This window comes from Actinophytocola sp. (assembly GCF_045807065.1).
Classification (GTDB): domain Bacteria; phylum Actinomycetota; class Actinomycetes; order Mycobacteriales; family Pseudonocardiaceae; genus Actinophytocola.
Genome location: NZ_JBJMIE010000488.1, coordinates 32,696 through 53,616 on the forward strand (window position 1 = coordinate 32,696; position 20,921 = coordinate 53,616).

8 protein-coding genes are annotated in these 20,921 nt (G+C 73.6%); 6 read left to right on the forward strand and 2 right to left on the reverse strand.

The window, feature by feature from the left end; translation table 11 throughout:
• Nucleotides 1–2: 2 nt before the first annotated feature.
• Both ACJ73U_RS28715 and ACJ73U_RS28720 read right to left on the reverse strand, forming a co-directional pair.
• Nucleotides 3–9,821 carry an SDR family NAD(P)-dependent oxidoreductase gene (locus ACJ73U_RS28715; protein ID WP_407780847.1) on the reverse strand — a complete coding sequence of 3,273 codons (9,819 nt, stop codon included), beginning with the start codon at nt 9,819–9,821 and terminating at the stop codon, nt 3–5.
• 57 nt (nt 9,822–9,878) lie between these two features.
• Nucleotides 9,879–10,610, reverse strand: coding sequence for a BTAD domain-containing putative transcriptional regulator (locus tag ACJ73U_RS28720; RefSeq protein WP_407780848.1), 732 nt, complete (start codon nt 10,608–10,610; stop codon nt 9,879–9,881).
• Nucleotides 10,611–10,742: 132 nt separating this feature from the next.
• Here ACJ73U_RS28720 and ACJ73U_RS28725 point away from each other — a divergent pair, with 132 nt between their 5' ends.
• The 6 genes from ACJ73U_RS28725 to ACJ73U_RS28750 form a co-directional block, all read left to right on the forward strand.
• The gene (locus tag ACJ73U_RS28725; RefSeq protein WP_407780849.1) at nt 10,743–11,495 is read left to right on the forward strand and encodes a thioesterase II family protein; all 753 of its coding nucleotides are present in this window, start codon (nt 10,743–10,745) and stop codon (nt 11,493–11,495) included.
• 263 nt (nt 11,496–11,758) lie between these two features.
• Complete coding sequence (locus ACJ73U_RS28730) at nt 11,759–13,213, forward strand: ABA4-like family protein (RefSeq protein WP_407780850.1); 1,455 nt, start codon at nt 11,759–11,761, stop codon at nt 13,211–13,213.
• Complete coding sequence (locus ACJ73U_RS28735) at nt 13,213–13,680, forward strand: ABA4-like family protein (protein ID WP_407780851.1); 468 nt, start codon at nt 13,213–13,215, stop codon at nt 13,678–13,680. Before ACJ73U_RS28730 ends, ACJ73U_RS28735 begins: the two co-directional genes overlap by 1 nt.
• A 94-nt stretch (nt 13,681–13,774) precedes the next feature.
• Nucleotides 13,775–15,220, forward strand: coding sequence for an MFS transporter (locus tag ACJ73U_RS28740; protein WP_407780852.1), 1,446 nt, complete (start codon nt 13,775–13,777; stop codon nt 15,218–15,220).
• The gene (locus tag ACJ73U_RS28745; protein ID WP_407780853.1) at nt 15,174–16,379 is read left to right on the forward strand and encodes a cytochrome P450; all 1,206 of its coding nucleotides are present in this window, start codon (nt 15,174–15,176) and stop codon (nt 16,377–16,379) included. Before ACJ73U_RS28740 ends, ACJ73U_RS28745 begins: the two co-directional genes overlap by 47 nt.
• 24 nt (nt 16,380–16,403) lie before the next feature.
• The coding region (locus ACJ73U_RS28750; RefSeq protein ID WP_407780854.1) for an SDR family NAD(P)-dependent oxidoreductase at nt 16,404–20,921 on the forward strand (4,518 nt) is incomplete at its 3' end.

Below are 20,921 nucleotides of genomic sequence, written 5' to 3' on the forward strand. Positions count from 1 at the left end.
AGCTAGTCGCCCAGCTGCCACGCCGCCGTCAGGCCCTGGAAGGCGGGACCGTAGTCGACACCGAGCCCCGCGATCCGGTCGTACAGCTCCGGCACGGACACCGCGGCAGCGCCCGGCGGCGGCCACTCGATCGACTCCACCGCGACCGGACCGCCGGCGGCGAGCAGACCGGTGGCGTGCAGTGTCCACGGCACGTCGGCCTGCTCCTGGCGGGAGTGGATGCGGACCGGGCGACCGGTGCCCTCCGGTTCGCCGACCTCCACCTGCAGGTGCACCGCCTGCTCGCCGAGCACCAGCGGCGCGTGCAGGGTCAGTTCGTCGACGACGTCGAGATCGGTGTACTCCGCCGCGCGGCGAGCCAGCTCGACGAACGCCGTACCGGGCAGCAGGACCGTGCCGTGCACCGCGTGGTCGGCGAGCCACGGAAGGTCCCGGGTGGACAGGCGGCCGGTCAGCACGACCCGCTCCGCGTCCGCGAGACCGAGCGCCGCGCCGAGCAGCGGGTGGTCGGTACCCCCGAGCCCCAGGCTCGTCGCGCTGCCGGTCGAGGGGGTGATAAGCCAGTAGCGCTGGTGCTGGAACGCGTACGTCGGCAGGTCCACGCGGACCGCGCCCGGGAACAGCGCGGGCAGGTCGACCGGGACGCCACGCGTGTGCAGCCGGCCGACCGCCTCCGTCACACCGGCCACCTCGTCGCGGTCGCGCCGCGTCGCCGGAACGAAGGCGTCGCCGCCGATCGCGGTCAACACCGCATCCGGGCCGACCTCCAGGAACGTGCGGACGCCCGCGTCCTGCAGCGCGGTGACGGCGTCGGCGAAGCGGACGGCCGAGCGGACCTGGTTGACCCAGTATTCGGGGTCGGTCCATGTGCCGTCGGGGGTGACGGTGGAGATGACCGGGATCTGCGGCTCCGCGTAGGAGATGGTCCTCGCCACGGTACGGAACTCGTCGAGCATGGGTTCCATCAGGGGTGAGTGGAAGGCGTGGGAGACGGTCAGCTGCTTGGTCTTGCGGCCCTGCTCGGCGAAGACCGCGGCAACGGCCCGCACGTCCTCGCCCGTACCGGAGATCACCACCGAATCGGGTCCGTTGATCGCACCGATCCCGACCGTGTCGGTGAGATGCGGGCTGACCTCGTCCTCACTGGCCTGGACGGCGATCATCGCGCCGCCGGACGGCAGGGCCTGCATCAGTCGACCCCGCGCGGTCACCAACCGGGCCGCGTCCGCCAACGACAGGATCCCGGCCACGTGTGCCGCGGCCAACTCGCCGATCGAATGACCGGCCACGAAGTCCGGCCGCACACCCCAGGACTCCAGCAGCCGGAACAACGCCACCTCGAACGCGAACAACGCGGGCTGGGTGTTGCCGGTGTCGTCCAACCCGTCCCCACCGGCCATCACCTCGCGCAGGCCGGGGTCGAGGTGGGCGCAGACCTCGTCGAACGCGGCGGCGAACGCGGGAAAGGCCTCGTACAGCCCGGACCCCATCCCCGCCCGCTGCGCACCCTGACCGGTGAAGAACACGGCCAGCCTGCCCCCCACGGGCGACCCGGTGAGCACGCCCGACCCGGCGGCGAGGGCGGTGAGCCCGGCCAGCAACGAGTCCCGACCCGCCCCGGTCACCACGGCCCGGTGGTCGAACGCGACCCGCGTGGTCGCCAAGGACAACCCGATGTCCGCCGGCCGCAGCTCCGGCCGTGCCTCGACGAAGGCCCGCAGGCGCCGGGCCTGGTCCCGCAGCGCCGGCTCGCTCCGCGCCGACAGCACCCACGGCGTGTGCGGCGGCTCCTGGCCGGCGGCCGGCGCAGGCTGGTCGGGTGCCTCCTCGATGATGACGTGCGCGTTGGTGCCGCTCACGCCGAACGACGACACCCCGGCCCGTCGCGGCCGCCCGTCGCGCTCCCACGGCACCGCCGACGTCAGCAGCTCGACCGAACCGGCCGCCCAGTCCACCTTCTGGCTCGGCTCGTCGATGTGCAGCGTCCTCGGCAGGACGCCGTGCCGCATGGCCAGCACCATCTTGATGACCCCGCCGACGCCGGCGGCGGCCTGGGTGTGGCCGATGTTCGACTTCAGCGAGCCGAGCCACAGTGGACGGTCGCGATCCTGCCCGTACGTGGCGAGTACCGCCTGCGCCTCGATCGGGTCGCCGAGCGTGGTGCCGGTGCCGTGTGCCTCGACCGCGTCCACATCGGACGGTGCCAGGCCGGCGCCAGCCAGCGCCGCACGGATCACGCGTTGCTGCGACGGGCCGTTCGGCGCGGTCAGGCCGTTCGACGCGCCGTCCTGGTTAACCGCCGAACCACGCAGGAGCGCCAGCACCGGGTGCCCGTTGCGCCGCGCGTCCGACAGCCGCTCCACGACCAGCACGCCGACGCCCTCGGCCCACGCCGTGCCGTCCGCCGAGGCCGCGAACGCCTTGCAGCGGCCGTCCTTCGCCAGGCCGCGTTGCCGCGAGAACTCCACGTACAGCCCCGGCGTGGCCATCACGGTCACCCCGCCGGCCAGCGCCAGCGAGCACTCGCCGGACCGCAGGGCCTGCGCCGCGAGGTGCAGCGACACCAGCGACGACGAGCACGCGGTGTCGATGGTCACCGCCGGACCCTCGAACCCGAGCGTGTACGCGACCCGGCCGGACGCCACGCTGCCCGCGGTTCCCGTGCCCCAGAAGCCTTCCACGCCCTCGGGCACGGCACTCGACCGGACCGCGTAGTCGTGCGTCATCAACCCGGTGAACACACCCGTCGGCGAACCACGCAGCGCGGCGGGGTCAAGGCCCGCGTGTTCCAGTGCTTCCCAGCAGGTTTCCAGGAAAACGCGTTGCTGCGGGTCCATGGCGAGTGCCTCGCGCGGGCTGATGCCGAAGAACTCGGCGTCGAACTCCGCCGCGTCGAGCAGGAACCCGCCCTGGCTCACATAGCTGGTGCCGTGGTGGTCCGGGTCGGGGTCGAACAGGGTGTCGAGGTGCCAGCCGCGGTCGGTCGGGAACCCGGTCACCCCGTCCCGGCCCGCCGTCAGCATGTCCCACAGGTCATCCGGTGTGGACACCGCGCCGGGGTAGCGGCAGGCCATGCCGACGATCGCGATCGGCTCGTCGGCGCGCACGGGTGCGCTCACCGCGGCCGGCCGCTCCTCGGGCCGCTCACCCAGCTCGCCGAGCAGGTACTCGACGAGGGCTTCCGGGGTGGGGTAGTCGAACGTGAGGGTGGCCGGCAGCCGCAGACCGGTGGCGGTGTTGAGCCTGTTGCGCAGCTCCACCGCGGTGAGCGAGTCGAAACCCAGCTGCTTGAACGCGTTCGTCGCCGTCACCGCGTCCGCGTCCGGCAGCGCGAGCACGGCCGCGACCTGGGAGCGCACGACCGCCAGCAGGTGCTGGCGCCGCTCGTCCTCGGTCCGGCCGGCCAGCTGCCGGGCCAGCGCAGAGGCGGTCGAGCGGTTGGCCGTGGCCCGCCGGCGCGGGGTGCGTGCCAGGCCGTGCAGTGGCGGGGCGATGGTGGTCGACCCGCGCAGCGCGGTCAGGTCCAGCGTGACCGGCACGAGGTGCGGCTCGCCGGTCCGGCACGCGGCGTCGAACAGCGCGAGGCCTTCCTCGACCGTGTGCGGGAGGACGCCGCCGCGGTTCAGGCGTGCGCGGTCGGCCTCGGTGAGGTTCGCGGTCATCGCGCTGTCCCGCGCCCACAGGCCCCACGACAGCGCGGTGGCCGGCCTGCCCTGCGCGTGCCGGTGCGCGGCGAGGCCGTCGAGGAACGCGTTGGCGGCCGCGTAGTTCGCCTGGCCCGCGGTGCCGAGGATGCTCGCCACGGACGAGAACAGCACGAACAGCTCGACGTCCCCGGCCAGCTCGTGCAGGTTGAGCGCCGCGTCGACCTTGGGGCGCAGCACCGCGTCCAGCCGCTCGGCGGTCAGCGACTCGAGGACGCCGTCGTCGAGCACGCCGGCCGCGTGGACGACGCCGGTGAGCGTCGTGGGGAGACTCGCCAGCAGTCCGGCCAGTGCGTCGCGGTCCGCGACGTCGCACGCCGCGACGGTGACCCTCGCCCCGAGGGCCGTCAGCTCCGCGACCAGCTCGGTCGCCCCGGGGGCGGCCGGACCGCGGCGCGAGACCAGCAGCAGGTGACGCGCGTCGTGCGCGGTGACCAGGTGGCGGGCCAGCGCGGCGCTCAGGGCGCCGGTGCCGCCGGTGATCAGGACGGTGCCCTCGGGGTCGAAGAGTCGACTGTCCGACGCGGACTCCGTGGTCCGCGCGATGCGGGGCACGAACAGGGCGCCGGCCCGGATGCTCAGCTGCGCCTCGCCGGTCGCGAGCGCGGCGGGCAGCGCCCGCGCGGACTCCTCGCTGCCGTCGGTCTCCACGAGCACGAACCGGTCCGGGTGCTCGGTCTGCGCGGACCGCACCAGACCCCACACGGCCGCGCCCGCCAGGTCCCCGCCGCGCGTGACCACGGCCAGGCGGTCGGTCCCGGTGAGTGACTCCTGCACCGCGGTGAGCGCATGGCGCACCGACGCGCGGACCGCGTCGGCCGTGTCGCCGGGCTCGACCACGAACGTCTCTGCGGTGTCCCGCTCGGTGGGCGTGGGCAGGGCGACCCACCGCGGGCTGTAGAGGGCGGGGGTCGCGGCCCCGCCGAGCTGTTCCGTCGACACCGGTCGGACCGCGACCGACTCGGCGTCCAGCACCGGGGCGCCCTCGCCGTCCCACGCGGCCACCCGGACCGAGCTGGCGCCCTCCGGCGTCAACCGCACCCGCAGCTCGGCCGCGCCCGACCGGTGCAGCCGCACGCCCCGCCACGAGAACGGCAGCCACGCCCGGCCCCGCTGCTCGCCGTTGTCCAGGTGCAGGACCATCGCGTGCATGGCCGCGTCGAGCAGGGCCGGGTGCACGCCGAACCTCGCGGCGCCGGGCTGTTCCTCCTCGCGCAAGGTCACGTGCGCGAACAGGTCCGCACCGCGCCGCCAGACCTCCTGCACGCCCTGGAAGGCCGGGCCGTAGCCGAAGCCGCGGGCCAGCAGCCAGTCGTAGAAGTCCCCGGCCGCGGCCGGTTCCGCACCAACGGGTGGCCACTGGGTGTCCGGAGTGGACGACGCGGCGGGGAGGTCGGCCAGGGTGCCGGCCGCGTGGCAGGTCCACTCGCCGTCGGCGTCGGCCGGGCGGGAGTAGATCTCGACCGTGCGGCGGCCGTTGTCGTCCGGACCGGTCCACACCTGCACGTCCACGGCGCGGTCCGCGGTGAGTGCCAGCGGGGCACGCAGCGTCAGCTCCTCGATCCCCGTCGTGCCGGTGTGCTCGGCGGCTCGGGCGGCCAGCTCGACGAACGCCGTGCCGGGCAGGAGGATCGTGTCGAGCACGGCGTGGTCGACGAGCCACGGCTGGGCCCGCGTCGACAGCCGGCCGGTCAGCACGAGGCGGTCGGAGTCGGCGACCCCCAGCAGTGCGCCGAGCAGCGGGTGGCCGGTCGCGGTGAGGCCCACCGCGCCGAGGTCGCCGGTGCCCGTCGGGCGCAGCCAGTACGACCGGTGCTGGAACGCGTAGGTGGGCAGCTCGACCAGCGCGGCACCGCAGAAGAACGCGGCGGTGTCCACAGTGGCGCCGGCGGCGGCGAGCCGGCCGAACGCGTCGGCCGCGGTCCGCGTCTCGTCCCGGTTGGCCCGCAGCAACGGGATGGCGGTCGCGGCCTCCGGATCGGCCAGGCACGCCTCGCTCGCGGCGGTGAGGACGGCGTCCGGCCCGGCCTCGACGAACGTGCGGACGCCGGCGTCCTCGAGCGTCCGGACGGCGTCGGCGAAGCGCACGGCCGAGCGGACCTGGCCGACCCAGTACTCGGGATCGCACAGCTCGGCGCCGGCGACCCGGCCGGTGACCGTCGAGACGACCGGGATCTCCGGTTCGGTGTAGGAGATGCCCTCGGCCACGGTCCGGAACTCCGCGAGCATCGGCTCCATCAGCGGCGAATGGAACGCGTGGCTCACGCTGAGCCGCTTGGTCTTGCGGCCCTGCGCGGCGAAGGCCGCGGCGACCGACCGGGCCGCCGCCTCGTCGCCGGAGATCACCACCGCGTGGGGACCGTTGATCGCGGCGATCCCGACCGCGTCCGTGAGGTGCGGGGCGACCTCGTCCTCGGTGGCCTGGAGGGCGATCATGGCGCCGCCGGCCGGGAGGGCCTGCATCAACCGGCCCCGCGCGCTGACCAGTCGCGCCGCGTCGGCCAGCGAGAACACGCCGGCGACGTGGGCGGCGGCCAACTCGCCGACCGAGTGCCCGGCGAGGTAGTCCGGCCTGACGTCCCACGAGGCCAGCAACCGGAACAACGCGACCTCGACCGCGAACAGTGCCGGCTGGGTGCTGCCGGTGTCGTCCAACCCGTCGCCGGAGGCGATCACGTCCCGCAGGCCGGGATCGAGGTGTGCGCACACCACGTCGAACGCGGCGGCGAACACCGGGAACGCCGCGTACAGCCGCTGACCCATGGCGATCCGCTGGGCGCCCTGGCCCGTGAACAGCACCGCCAGCTTGCCGTCCGACGCCGTGACCGTGTCCGCGCCCGTCCCGGCCGCGAGGGCGTCGAGCCCGGCCAGCAGCTCGTCCCGGTCGGCGCCCGTGACCACCGCCCGCCGGTCGAACAGCACCCGGCTGTCGAGCAGCGACCGGCCGACCTCGGCCGGCCGCAGCTGCGGCCGGGACGCCACGAAGGACCTCAGCCGTAGAGCCTGGTCCCGCAACGCCTGCTCGGTCCTGCCGGACAGGACCCAGGACATGACCGGCGGCGCACTCGGGGGCGGCGCGGCCGGAAGCGAAGCCGAAGCCGAGGTCGCGGCGGGCGCCTCCTCGACGATGACGTGTGCGTTGGTGCCGCTCATGCCGAACGACGACACGCCGAACCGGCGCGGCGTCTCCCCGGCCGGCCACGCGGCCGGCTCGGTCAGCAGCGTGATCGCGCCGGCCGACCAGTTCACCTTCGTCGACGGCTCGTCGACGTGCAGGGTCCGCGGCAGCAGTTCGTTGCGCAGCGCCAGCACCATCTTGATGACGCCGCCGACGCCGGCGGCGGCCTGGGTGTGGCCGATGTTCGACTTCAGCGAGCCGAGCCACAGTGGACGGTCGCGGTCGCGGCCGTAGGTCGCCAGCAGGGCCTGCGCCTCGATCGGGTCGCCGAGCGTGGTGCCGGTGCCGTGTGCCTCGACCGCGTCCACATCGGACGCGGTGAGTCCCGCGTTCGCCAGCGCCTGCCGGATCACCCGCTGCTGCGACGGGCCGTTCGGCGCGGTCAGCCCGTTGGACGCGCCGTCGGAGTTGATCGCGGTGCCCCGCAGCACGGCCAGCACGGGGTGCCCGTTGCGCCGCGCGTCCGACAGCCGCTCCACGACCAGCACGCCCGCGCCCTCGGCCCAGCCCGTGCCGTCGGCGGCCGCCGAGAACGCCTTGCACCGCCCGTCCGGCGACAACCCGTTCTGTCGCGAGAACTCCGTGAACGTCTCGGGTCCGGACATCACCGTCACGCCACCGGCCAGCGCGAGCGAGCACTCCCCGTTCCGCAGGGCCTGCGCCGCGAGGTGCAACGCCACGAGCGACGACGAGCACGCCGTGTCCACCGTCAGCGCCGGCCCCTCCAGCCCGAGGACGTAGGAGATCCGTCCCGACGCCACACTGGAGGCGATGCCGGTCAGCAGGAAGCCCTCGACACCGTCCTCGTCGGTGTGGCCGCCCCGCCCGTAGTCCTGCACCGGCAGGCCCGCGAACACGCCGGTGTCGCTGCCCCGCAGGGAATGCGGGTTGATCCCGGCCCGTTCCAGCGCCTCCCACGAGGTTTCGAGCAGCAGGCGTTGCTGCGGGTCCATGGCCAGCGCCTCACGCGGGCTGATCCCGAAGAACTCCGCGTCGAAGTCCGCCGCGTCGTACAGGAACCCGCCCGCCCGCGCGCTGACCGTGCCCGGCCCGTCCCCGGCGAACAGCGCGGCGAGGTCCCAGCCGCGGTCGGTCGGGAACTCGGCGATCGCGTCGACACCGTCGGCGACCAGCCGCCACAACTCCTCCGGCGAGGCCACACCGCAGGGGAACCGGCAGCCCATGCCGACGATGGCGATCGGCTCGTCCAGCCGGACCGCGGCGGTCGCGGTCGTCGCGGTCCGCTCGGTGACCCCCAGCTCCCGCAGCAGGTGCTCGACCAGCGTGTCCGGCGTCGGGTAGTCGAAGACCAGCGTGGTCGGCAGGTCCAGGCCGGTGACCGCGCACAGCCGGTTCCGCAGCCGCACCGCCGACATCGAGTCGAACCCCAGCTGCCGGAACGGCTGCTCCGCGCCCACGGTCGTCGGCGCGTGCCCACCCAGGACCGCGACGGTCTCGGCGAGCACCAGGTCCGACATGACCCGGGAGCGGTCGGCCTCCGGCGAGTCCAGCAGGCGCTCCCGCAGGGCGGCGGCGACCTCCTCGTCCGCGGCCGGCGCGGCGGCCGGCCGGGCGGGACGCGCGGAGATCAGGCACGGCGCGTCGGTGTCGAGCAGGCGGTGGCGGATCACCTCGCCGGCGGCCGTGCGCGGGATCTCCGGCACCGCGTACACCTCGACCGGGACCGCGGCCAGCGGCAACCGTTCCCGGCACGCGGCCAGCAGCTCGTCCGGGCTGGCGTCCGGCGCCACCACGAACGCCAGGGGCGTCGCGCCGAGTTCGTCGTTCGGGCGGCCGACCACCGCCGCGTCCAGCACCCCGTCGACCGCGCGCAGCACCGCCTCGACCGGCGCCGGCCGGACCTGCTCGTCGCCGACCAGGATCAGGTCGGCGACCCGGCCGGTGACCGTCAGGTAGCCGGACTCGTCCCGCCGCACGAGGTCACCGGTGCGGTACCAGCCGTTGCGCAGCACGGACGCGGTCGCCTCGGGCAGGTTGTGGTAGCCGCCGGCCATCACGTTCGGGCCGCTGACCCACAGCTCGCCCTCCTGGCCCGTGCCCAGGTCGACCCCCGTCAGCGGGTCGACCACCCGCACGCTCAACCCCGGCACCGGCAGGCAGCGCGGCTCACCGCCCGGCCAGGCCAGCGCGACTGGACCGCAGGTCTCGGTGGACGCGTAGACCGCCAGCGACTCCGCGCGGCGCACGTCGCGGCCGCCGGCGACGACCGTGGCGTCCGTCCCGTCCCCGGACAGCCGGACGGACGCGCCGACCGCGACGGCCGCCACCACCCAGTCGACGCCCCGGCACACCGGCAGCGACCACAGTAGACAGTCCTCTTCGGACAGCCCGAGGATCGGCGCGTACGCGGCGGCCACCGCCCACAGCACGTTCCGCTGCGTGGCGAGGACACCCTTGCGCGGGCCGGTCGTGCCCGCCGTGTACGTGAGGAAGGCCAGGTCGTCCAGGCCCAGCTCGTCGCCGGCCGGCTGCCCCGGCTCGGTCGTCGCCAGCTCCTCGAAGGAGAGGGCGGCACCCGCCGGCCCGTCGACGATCACGGTGAGCGGCGCGGGATCGAGCGCGGCGACGAGCGGGAGGTGGGCCGCGTCGGTGATGACCGTGCCGGCCCCGCTGTCCTCGATGAGGCGGGCCAGCTCGGCGGCGTCCAGGCCCGGGTCGAGCGGCACCGCGATGGCGCCGGCCCGGACGCTGGCCAGCAGGCTCTCCACCGCCGTCACGCCGTCGGCGAGCACGGCGACCCGGTCGGACGGCCACACCCCCAGGTCGGCGAGGTGCCCCGCGAGCCGCGCGGTGCGTTCCTCCAGCTCGGCGTGCGTCACGGTGCGCTGTCCGTCGGCGAACGCGACCCGGGCGCCGAACCGGTGCGCGCCGGCCCGGATCAGTTCGGGTAGTGGCCGTAACAGGTCGGTACGCGGCATGTTCGTTAGCCTGCCTCCGTGGCGTCCACCGCCGGGTAACCGCGGGGCAGCTGCCCGCTAGACGCTGTGGTCGAGGATCCGCCGCTGCAGTTCCCGCAGCTCCCACCCCGGCTCGAGGCCGAGGCCGTCGACGAGTGCTTCGCGGGTGCGGCGGTAGACCCGCAGTGCGTCGGCCTGCCGGCCGGACCGGTACAGCGCCAGCATGAACTGGCGGCACAACCGTTCCCGGGGCGGATCGGTCGCGGTCAGCACCTCCAGCTCGGAGGTGATCTCGCGGTGCCGCCCGCACGCCAGCTCCGCGTCGAGCCGGTCCTCCAGCGCGCGGAGCCGCTCGTCCTCGACGGCCGCCAGCTCCGGCCAGCGGACGCCGTTCTCCACCAGGTCGGCGAGTGCCCGCCCCCGCCACAGCTCCAGGCCCGTGCGGAGCAGCCGCGCGCCGCGTGCCTGGTCGCCGTCGGCGATCGCGGCGCGGCCCTCGCCCGCGAGCCGGCGGAACACGAAGAGGTCGACGTCCTCGGGGGCGACGTGCAGCCGGTACCCGGGCGGGCTGGTGCACAGCACCGACTTCGAGAGCACCCGGCGGAGCGTGGACACGGCGTTCTGCACCATCTTCCGCGCGGTCGCGGGCGGGGCGCCGGCCCACAGGGCGTCGAGGAGCCGGCTGGTCGGGACCACCGTGCCGGCGTGCAGCACGAGGTAGCCGAGGATCGCCCGCTGTCGGACGCCACCCAGTTCGACCTGGTGGCCGCCGGCGGTGACCTCGACGCTGCCGAGCACAGCCACCTTCATGGTTGGCATGGTCGCATCCGGACGGGAACGCCCGGAACTCATGAGCATGGCGAAACAACCATGAACAATTCACCCGCGAACGGTGCGGAGGGGTATTGCCATCCCATGCCGCCGTCCTTATAGATTGTGGGGATGACGGACACCGACCTGTGGGTTCGACGGTTCCATCCGGCCGATGGCGCCGCCACGCAGCTGCTGTGCCTGTCGCACGCCGGCGGGGCCGCGAGCTACTTCTTCGGCGTGTCCCGCGCGCTCTCGCCGGGAATCGACGTGCTGGCCGCGCAGTACCCCGGCCGCCAGGACCGGCTCCGCGAGCCCTGCCTCACCTCGGTCCACGACCTGGCCGACCAGCTGGTGGACGCGCTCCGGCCACTGACCGGCCGGCCGATCACGATCTTCGGGCACAGCCTCGGCGCCAGCGTCGGGTTCGAGGTCGCGTCCCGGCTGCAGCGCGCCGGCACGCCCCCGACGGCCCTGTTCGCCTCCGGCCGCGCCGCCCCGCACCTCACCCGGCGGGACCGCACGCACCTCAGCGACGACGCCGGCCTGCTCGCCAACGTCCGGGCACTCGGCGGCACCGACTCGTCCCTGCTGGAGGACAAGGACGTGGTGAGCATGGTGCTCCCGGCCATCCGCGCCGACTACACGGCCGCGGAGACCTACACGTACCGCCCGTGCCCGCCCCTGTCGTGCCCGATCATCGCCCTCACCGGCGACAACGACCCGAAGGTGACCGTCGAGGAGGCGGACGCCTGGCGGAGGTACACCGACGCCGACTTCGAGCTGGTCGTCTACCCCGGCGCGCACTTCTACCTCAACGACCACGTGCCGGACGTCCTGCGCCGCATCAAGGAGCACACCCGCGCGGTCTCCCCGGCGGCCTGACCAGGCGCGCCCGCACACAGCGAAGGACGCCTTCCCCACACCCGGTGTGGGGAAGGCGTCCTTCGTCGCGTCGGTGGCCGGCCGCGGTCACCGAAAGGGGTTTCGGGGCATTCGCGTGGTGCGTGCTGTTTCGGGTGGGTCGGACTTACCGTCCGCTGGCGTGAGCAGTGTGCCGGTGCCCCGAGCCTGGACAGCAGGTGTTCGCGTCGCGCACCGGGGGATGGCTGCCGCGCTGGCACCGGTCCGTGAGGAGGTACTGGTACATGTCCCTGGCATTCATCCTGGTCTTCATATCGTGCGCCGCGCCGTTCTGGACGCTGATGATCGCGGCGCCCGGATGGCGGTGGACCCATCGGATCATGTCGTCACCGTGGAGCGTGACGCCGCCGCTGATCTTCTGGTTCATCTTCGCCCTGCCGCGGCTCGGGGAGCTGCTGCCGCACGTCGCCAAGCCCACGCTGGACGGCTGGCAGGCGCTGGTCGCCGAGCCCCCCGCGCTCACGTTCGTGTGGGCGCAGATCATCGCGTGGGACCTGTTCGTCGGGCGGTGGATCTACCTCGACAGCCGCAGGCGCGGCATCCACCCGCTCGTCGCCACCCCGGTGATCGTGCTCGCCACCCTGCTGTCACCGCTCGCGGTGCCGCTCTACCTGCTGCTGCGCAACCGTCCCGGCGTGCGCTTCAGGCTGTTCGAGCCGGAGGCCGCGCCCCGCTCCACCGTGCCCGCCGCGCTGGACGGCGCCGGGCTGGTCCGCCGGGCGGTGCTGGGCTGGCACCGGCCGCTCATGCTGACCACCGCGTTCTGCTGGCTCGTCGGCGTGGTCGCGGTCGTCGGGCTCGTCGTCGACGACCGCGTGCTGGTCGGCGCGCCGATCTGGCTCAAGGGCGCCAAGTTCGGCTTCTCGTTCGGGCTGTACACGCTGACCCTGGCGTGGATGCTGTCGTTCCCACGCCGGCACGTCAAGCTCGGTCAGAGGCTCGGCACGATCACCGCCGTGACCACCACCATCGAGGTGGGCCTGGTGGTGTTGCAGATCGTTCGAGGCACCCGCAGCCACTTCAACATCTCCACCGCGTTCGACGCGACCGTGTGGGTGGTCATGGCGGCCACCGTCATGGTGCTGTGGGGGTCCAACCTGATCGGCGCGATCCTGATCGGGCGGGAGAAGCAGGCGGACGGCCCGGAGCTGACGGCGGTACGGCTCGGCACGATCATCTCGCTGGCCGGGATGGCGGTCGCGTTCCTGATGACCACGAGCACCTCGGCGCAGCGTCACCACCACCCGAGGCTCATCAACGGCGCGCACAGCATCGGAGTCCCGGACGGCGGACCGGGCATGCCGGTCACCGACTGGAGCACCACCGGTGGTGACCTGCGGGTGCCGCACTTCGTCGGCATCCACGCGCTGCAGCTGGTGCCGCTGTTCGCGGTGCTGCTCACGCTGCTGGCGGCCCGCCTGCCACGGCTGCGGGACACGCTCGTGCGCCTGCGTCTCGTGCGGACGTTCGCCGGCTTCCACGCCGGGCTGTTCGTCCTGACCACCTGGCAGGCACTGCGCAAGCAGCCACTCATCAAGCCGGACGCGCTGACCCTGTGGGCGCTCGCGGCGCTGGTCGCCGGCACGGCCGCCGCGGCGGTGTGGGCATTGCGCGCCAGGAGCACGGTCGTGCCGGAGGAACCCGTCCGCGAGGACGACGCCGAGGAGGTCCTGGTCTGATGTCGACCGCGTTCACACTGATTTTCCTCGTCGGCGCCGCGCCGTTCTGGACGCTGATGATCGTCGCGCCGACCTGGCGGTGGACCCGCCGGATCATGTCCTCGCCGTGGAGCGCCACGCTGCCGCTGGTGTTCTGGTACATCTTCGCGCTCCCGAGGATGCTCGACCTGCTGCCCAGGGTGCTCAAGCCCACGCTCGCCGGCTGGCAGGCACTGCTGACCGACCCGGGCGCGCTGGTGTTCACGTGGGCGCAGATCATCGCCTGGGACCTGTTCGTCGGGCGGTGGATGTACCTGGACAGCCGCGAACGCGGCATCCACCCGGGGATCATGGCGCCGCTCCTGGTGCTGACGATCATGCTCTCGCCGATCGCGGTCCCGCTGTACCTGGTCGTCCGCGGACCGCTGACCCGCACCACGCCGGCCGAGCCGGTGGCCGAGGCCGCCGTTCCGGTCGGGGCGCTCTGACGTTACCGGGGAATGGGCCCGCTGTGGACGGACGGCGACTGCGGGAGTACCGCGTCCCGGCAGACTCGTAGCCATCGGACGGGTGGGAGAGATGATGTCGACTGAACGTGTGCTGCCGCCGTACTGGGCGGTGGTCCTGACCGCGTCCGGCGCCAACTTCCTCGCGATGCTGGACTCCACGGTCACGATGCTGGCCGTGCCGGCGCTGCAGCGGAACTTCCCGGCCGCGTCCCTACCGCAGCTGGCACTGGTCATCGGCGCGTACGCGGTGCTGTTCGCGGCGCTGCTCGCGCCGTGCGGCCGGCTCGCGGACACCATGGGGCGCAAGCGGGTCCTGCTCGGCGGGATCGGGTTGTTCACGGTCGCGTCGCTGCTGTGCGCGGTGGCGCCGACCGTGCCGCTGCTGGTGGCGGCCCGGGCCGTGCAGGGTGTCGGTGCCGCCGTCATGGTGCCGGCGTCGCTTTCCGTGCTGCTGCTCGACACCCCGGCGCAGCGCCGCGTCATGTCGATCTCCCTGCTGAGCGCGGCCGGCGCCGTCGCGGCCGCGCTCGGGCCGAGCCTGGGCGGACTCCTCGTCGGGGCGTTCACCTGGCACGCGGTCTTCCTGATCAACATCCCGATCGGCGTCGCCCTGATCGTCGCCGGCGCGCGGGTCCTGACCCCGGCGCCGGCGACCTCCGGCCTTCCCGACCCGCTCGGCACGCTGCTGCTGGTGCTGGGTATCAGCGGGCTCACCGTCGGCATCACCAACGCCACCAGCTGGGGCTGGGCCGCGGGCCGCACGCTCGGCTGCCTCCTCGGCGGCGCGGCGTGCGTGCTGCTGGCCGTGCGGCGGTCGCTGCGGCACCCCCGCCCGGCGGTCGAGTTCTCCTTGTTCCGCGGCAACAGGGTCTTCACCGCCGCGAACCTGGTGGCGTTGCTGTATGGCTGCGTGATGTACACCTGGCTGCTGGTCAGCGTGTTGTTCCTGACCGACGTCTGGGGCTACACCGAGCTGCGGGCCTGGCTCGCGCAGACGCCCGGCGCGGTGGTCGCCGCGGTCGCCGCGGTGGTCATGGGCAAGGTCATGGGCCGCTTCGGCGGCCCGCGGTTCTCCGCGGCGGTCGGGATGGCCGCGCACGCGCTCGTGCCGCTGATCCTGTTCGTGTTCCTGACGCGGGACCGCGCTTTCCTGGAGATCTGGCTGCCGTGCAGCGTGCTCGTCGGGTTCGGCATCGGCGCCACGATGATGGCGGCCATGTCCGCCGGCGCGATGTCCGCGCCACCGACGGCGTTCGCGAGCGTCAGCGCGCTCAACAACACCGCCCGCCAGGTCGGCGGCGCGCTCGGCGCCGCGGCCGTGGCCACGATCCTGCAGACGGGCACGGTCGCGACCGGCGGCACGCGGAGCCTTTCGTCCTATCTGGACGTCTACCTGTTCTGCCTGATCTTGACGGTGATCGCGATCGTGGTCGCCATCGTCGGGCTCAAAGTGTCCAAACCGGAGGAGAACAATGGCGGACAAGTGCCCGGTGCACGGCCACAGCATGCCGTTCGATGAGGAGTACTGGCACGCACCGTTCGACATCTACCAGCAGTTCCACGAGAAGGGCCCGGTCCACCGCGTGTGCCTGCCCGACGGGATCCCGGTGTGGCTGGTCACCGGGTACACCGAGGTGTACGACGCGTTGCGCGACCAGCGCCTGGCGCGCCACCGCCGGTACGCCGGTCCCGACTACACCAACCACCTGCCGCCGGAGGGGCTGGACCAGGCCCGGCTGGTGATGGAGGACCCGCCGGAGCACACGAGGTCCCGCAAGCTCGTCAACCACGGCTTCGTGCCGCGGCGGATGCGGTTGCTGAAGCCGAAGATGCAGCGGCTGGTGAACGACCTGCTCGACGACGTCGAGGCGAAGGGCGCCGACGGCGCGGTCGTCGACCTCATGGACACGTTCTGCGCGCCGCTGCCGATCACCGTGATCTGCGACCTGGTCGGTGTGCCGGACGAGGAGCGCGTGCACGTCCGGGAGTGGGGCGAGCTGGTGTTCTCCCACAACCTCGTGAACCCGCAGGGCATCGGCGAGGCGATGGCCCGCGCGCTGGTGGCGCGGCGCAGCGAGCCGAAGGACGACCTGCTGACGGTGTGGGCCGAGGTCGCCGACGACGACGGCAACCTGCTGCCGCCCGAGGACCTGTCGCACATGGCGCTGATCATGTTCGCCGCCGGCTACGACTCCACGATGGGCATGCTGTCGTGCAGCACGCTCGCGTTGATGGGGCGGCCGGAGCAGGCGCGGCGGCTGGCGAACGCCGACGAGGACGAGCTGCACCGGATCATGGAGGAGATGTTCCGGATGTACAGCCCGACCCAGCGCGGGTTCCGCCGGTTCGCGCGGGAGGACCTGGAGATCGGCGGCCAGAAGATCGCCGCGGGCGACACGGTGCTGCTGTCCATCGGCGCCGCTGACCGCGACCCCGGGAAGTTCCCCGACGCCAACGAGCTCGACTTCGACCGTACCGAGAACAAGCACCTCGTGTTCGGCCGCGGCCCGCACGCCTGCCCGGGTGCGGAGCTGGCCCGCATCGAGAACGGCATCGCACTGCAGCAGCTGTTCCGGCGGTTCCCGAACATCCGGCTGGCCGTTCCCGAGGACGAGCTGCCGTGGCGCGAGTCGACACTGATCCGGCTGCCGCTGTCGCTGCCGGTCACCATTTCCTAAGAGTTACCCGAGGAGTGTCTCCAGGTGGCGGACGAAGAGAAGTACCTGGCCTACCTGAAAAGGGCGACGGCCGAACTGCGTGAGGCCCGCCGCCGCCTGAACGAGGTCGAGGGGAAGGCACGCGAGCCGATCGCGATCGTCGGCATGGGCTGCCGGTTCCCGGGTGGCGTGTCCACTCCGGACGAACTGTGGGACCTGGTCGCGGCGGGGCGCTCCGGCATCTCGGAGTTCCCGCCCGACCGGGGCTGGGACGTGGATGGGCTGTACGACCCGGATCCCGAGGTGCCCGGCCGGACGTACACGCGCCACGGCGGTTTCCTGCGGGAGGCGGGGCTGTTCGACGCGGAGTTCTTCGGGATCTCCCCGCGCGAGGCCCTCACCATGGACCCGCAGCAGCGGCTGCTGCTGGAGACGTCGTGGGAGGCACTGGAACGCGGCGCCGTCGACCCGCGGACGCTGCGCGGGTCGCGGACCGGTGTGTTCGTCGGCGTGATGTGCCACGACTACCTCCCGTCGCTCGCCGAACTGCCGGAGGGCACGGAAGGCTTCTGGGGCACGGGAACCGCCGCCAGTGTCGCGTCCGGACGGATCGCCTACCTGCTCGGGCTCGAAGGTCCCGCGGTCACCCTCGACACGGCGTGCTCGTCGTCGCTGGTGGCACTGCACCTGGCGGTGCAGGCGCTGCGGGCGGGGGAGTGCGACCTGGCGCTGGCCGGCGGCGCGACCGTGATGGCCAAGCCGGACACGTTCGTCGAGTTCTCCCGGCAGGGCGGGCTGTCCGCGGACGGCACGTGCAAGTCGTTCGCCGAGGCCGCCGACGGCACCGGCTGGGGTGAGGGCGCCGCGGTGCTCGCGGTGGAGCGGTTGTCCGACGCGCGGCGGCTCGGGCATCCGGTCCTCGCCGTGGTGCGGGGCTCCGCGGTGAACCAGGACGGCGCGTCGAACGGCCTGACGGCGCCCAACGGGCCGTCGCAGCAGCGGGTGATCACCCAGGCGCTGGCGTCGGCGGGACTCGGACCGTCCGATGTGGACGCGGTGGAGGCACACGGCACCGGCACCCGCCTCGGCGACCCGATCGAGGCGCAGGCGCTGATCGCCACGTACGGGCAGGGCCGGTCGGCGGACCGGCCGCTGTGGCTCGGCTCCGTCAAGTCGAACCTGGGGCACACCCAGGCGGCGGCGGGCGCGGCCGGGGTGATGAAGCTCGTGCTGGCCCTGCGGCACGGCCAGCTCCCGCCGACGCTGAACGTCGACGCGCCCACCTCGCAGGTGGACTGGGACGCCGGCGCGGTCCGGCTCCTCACCGAGGCCCGGCCCTGGCCGGCGGGGGAGCAGCCCCGGCGCGCGGGCGTGTCGTCCTTCGGCATCAGCGGCACGAACGCGCACGTGATCATCGAGGAGCCCCCGGCCCCGCCGGACGCGGAAGCCACACCGCGCCCGCCCGTGACGCCGTGGGTGCTGTCGGCCCGCACCGCGGCCGCCCTCCGGGACCAGGCGACGCGTCTGCGCTCGTTCGCCGACGGTCGTGACGAGCCGGGCGACATCGCCTACTCGCTGGCCACCGCCCGCACGACGTTCGACCACCGCGCGGTCCTCGACGACGCCGGCGTCGAACTCGCGTCGGGTGCGCGGTCGGATGGTCGGTTGGCGTTCCTGTTCACGGGTCAGGGTGCGCAGCGGGTGGGCATGGGTGCCGAGCTGTACGCGGCGTTCCCGGTGTTCGCGGCGGCGTTCGACGAGGTCTGTGCGCATCTTGATCCGTCTCTTCGCGAGGTGATCGCCTCGGGTGAGGGCTTGGACGAGACGGGCAACACGCAGCCGGCGTTGTTCGCCGTCGAGGTGGCGCTCTACCGGCTCCTCGAAGCTTGGGGGATCAGGCCGGACTACGTGGCCGGCCACTCGATCGGTGAGTTGGCCGCCGCGCACGTGGCGGGTGTGTTCTCCCTGGCGGACGCGGCGCGATTGGTGACGGCGCGGGGTCGGCTGATGCAGGCTCTGCCGGCGGGTGGTGCGATGGTCGCCGTCCAGGCCAGTGAGGACGAGGTCCTGCCGCATCTCACGGAGGCGGTGGGTATCGCGGCGGTCAACGGGCCGAACGCGGTGGTGATCTCCGGTGCCGCCGAGGACGTCAACGCCGTGGCCGCGGTCTTTGCCGAGCAGGGCCGCAAGACCAGGCGGCTCACGGTCTCCCACGCCTTCCACTCACCCCTGATGGAACCCATGCTCGACGAGTTCCGTACCGTCGCGGAGAGCATCTCCTACGCGGCACCGGCCATCCCGATCGTCTCCACGGTCACCGGCGGCAGCGCCGAGTGGACCGACCCGGAGTACTGGGTCGGCCAGGTGCGGTCGGCGGTCCGGTTCGCCGACGCCGTCACCGCTCTGGTCGAGCAGGGTGTGTCGACCTTCGTGGAGCTGGGCCCGGACGGTGTGCTGAGCGCCATGGGTCAGTCGGTGGCCGACGGCGAGTTCGTGGCCACCCTGCGCAAGGACCGTGACGAGGTCCGGACGCTGCTCACCGCCGTGAGCACCGCGTGGGTGCGGGGCGCGGCCGTCGACTGGAAGCCCCTGCTCGGCGGCGGCGCACTGGTCGAACTCCCGACCTACCCGTTCCAGCACACCAACTACTGGCTCGTCCCCGCGACCCCCGGCGGCGACGTCAGCGCCGCCGGGCTCAACCCCGCCCGCCACCCGCTGCTCGGCGCCGTCCTCACCCTCGCCAACGGCGACGGCACCGCCCTGACCGGCCGCCTCTCCACGCACACCCACCCCTGGCTCGCCGAACACGCGATCCGCGGCGTGGTCCTGGTCCCCGGCGCCGCCCTCGTCGAGCTGGCGCTCCGCGCGGGGATCGAGGCCGGTTGCGAGCACCTCGACGACCTCACCATGGAGAGCCCGCTCGTCCTCCCCGAGCAGGGCGCGGTGCGTGTCCACGTGCTGGTCTCGCCGGGCGAGGACCACCGGACCGTCTCGATCTACTCCCAGCCCGACGACGGCGACGAGCAGCCGTGGACACGGCACGCCACCGGCACCCTCTCCACCACCCCGGCACGCGCCGCGGCAGCCGTCACCGCCTGGCCACCCGCCGGCGCGGAACCCGTCGACGTGACGGACCTCTACCCGTCCCTGGCCGAGTCCGGGTACGACTACGGCCCCCTGTTCCAGGGTGTCCAGGCCGCGTGGCGGTCCGGGGACCACGTGTACGCCGAGGTCGCCCTGCCGGACCGGACGGACGTCGACGGGTTCGGCATCCACCCCGCACTGCTCGACGCGGCCCTGCACGCCATCGCCCTCGGGGACTTCGTCGAAGGTGCGGGCAACCTGCCGTTCAGCTGGACCGACGTCTCGCTGTCCGCCACCGGCGCCACCTCGGCCCGCGTCCACCTCGGACCGGCCGGCCAGGACGCCGTCGCCGTGCGCATCACCGACGACACCGGCGCACCCGTCGCCACGGTCGGCACACTGCTGCTCCGCCCGGTCACGGCCGAGCAGCTCGCCGCAGCCGGCACCCCGAACTCCCTGTACGCCGTGGACTGGGTCCGCGCCACCACCCAGCAGCCCGCGCCGCTGCCGGACGTGGCCGTCGCCCCGCGGACGGACGCCGCGATCCCCGACGCCGCCCACGCCGCCGCCACCTGGGCACTGACCACCCTCCAGGACTGGCTCGCGGCCGACCACCCGGAGGGCGAGAAGCTCGTCGTCGTCACCCGCAACGCCACCGGCGAGACGCCGGACGTGGCCGCCGCGGCCGTGTGGGGCCTGGTCCGCACCGCGCAGCTCGAGGTCCCCGACCGGTTCGTGCTGGTCGACACGGACGACGGCTTCGGCATCGACAGCGACAGCGACACCGGCAGCGGAAGTGGCAGCGGCGACGGCGTCGACGAGCCGGCACTGGCCGCGGCCGTGAGCACCGGCGAGCCGCAGGCGGCCGTCCGCGCCGGCCAGGTCTACGTGCCCCGCCTGGTCCGCGCCGGCCAGCCGAACCGTCCCACGTTCGACCCGGACGGCACCGTCCTGATCACCGGCGGCACCGGCAGCCTCGGCGCGCTCGTCGCCCGCCACCTCGTCACCGAGCACGGCGTGCGCCACCTGTTGCTCACCTCCCGCCGCGGCCCCGCCGCGCCCGGTGCCGCCGAGCTCCAGGCAGAGCTCACCGGCCACGGCGCCCGCCTCGACATCGCCGCCTGCGACGCCGCCGACCGCGAGGCACTCGCCACCCTCCTGGCCGGGCACCGGGTGACCGGCGTCATCCACGCGGCCGGCGTGCTCGACGACGGCATCCTGCCCGCGCTCACCCCGGAGCGGGTCCAGTCGGTGCTGCGGTCCAAGGTGGACGCCGCGGTCAACCTGCACGAGTTGGCCGGCGACGCCGAGCTGTTCGTCCTGTTCTCGTCGGCGGCCGGCGTGTTCGGCAGCGCGGGGCAGGCCAACTACGCCGCCGCCAACACGTTCCTGGACGCGCTCGCGGCCGCGCGCCGCGCCGAAGGACTGCCCGGGCTCGCGCTCGCGCTCGGGGCCTGGGAGCGCGTGACCGGCCTGACC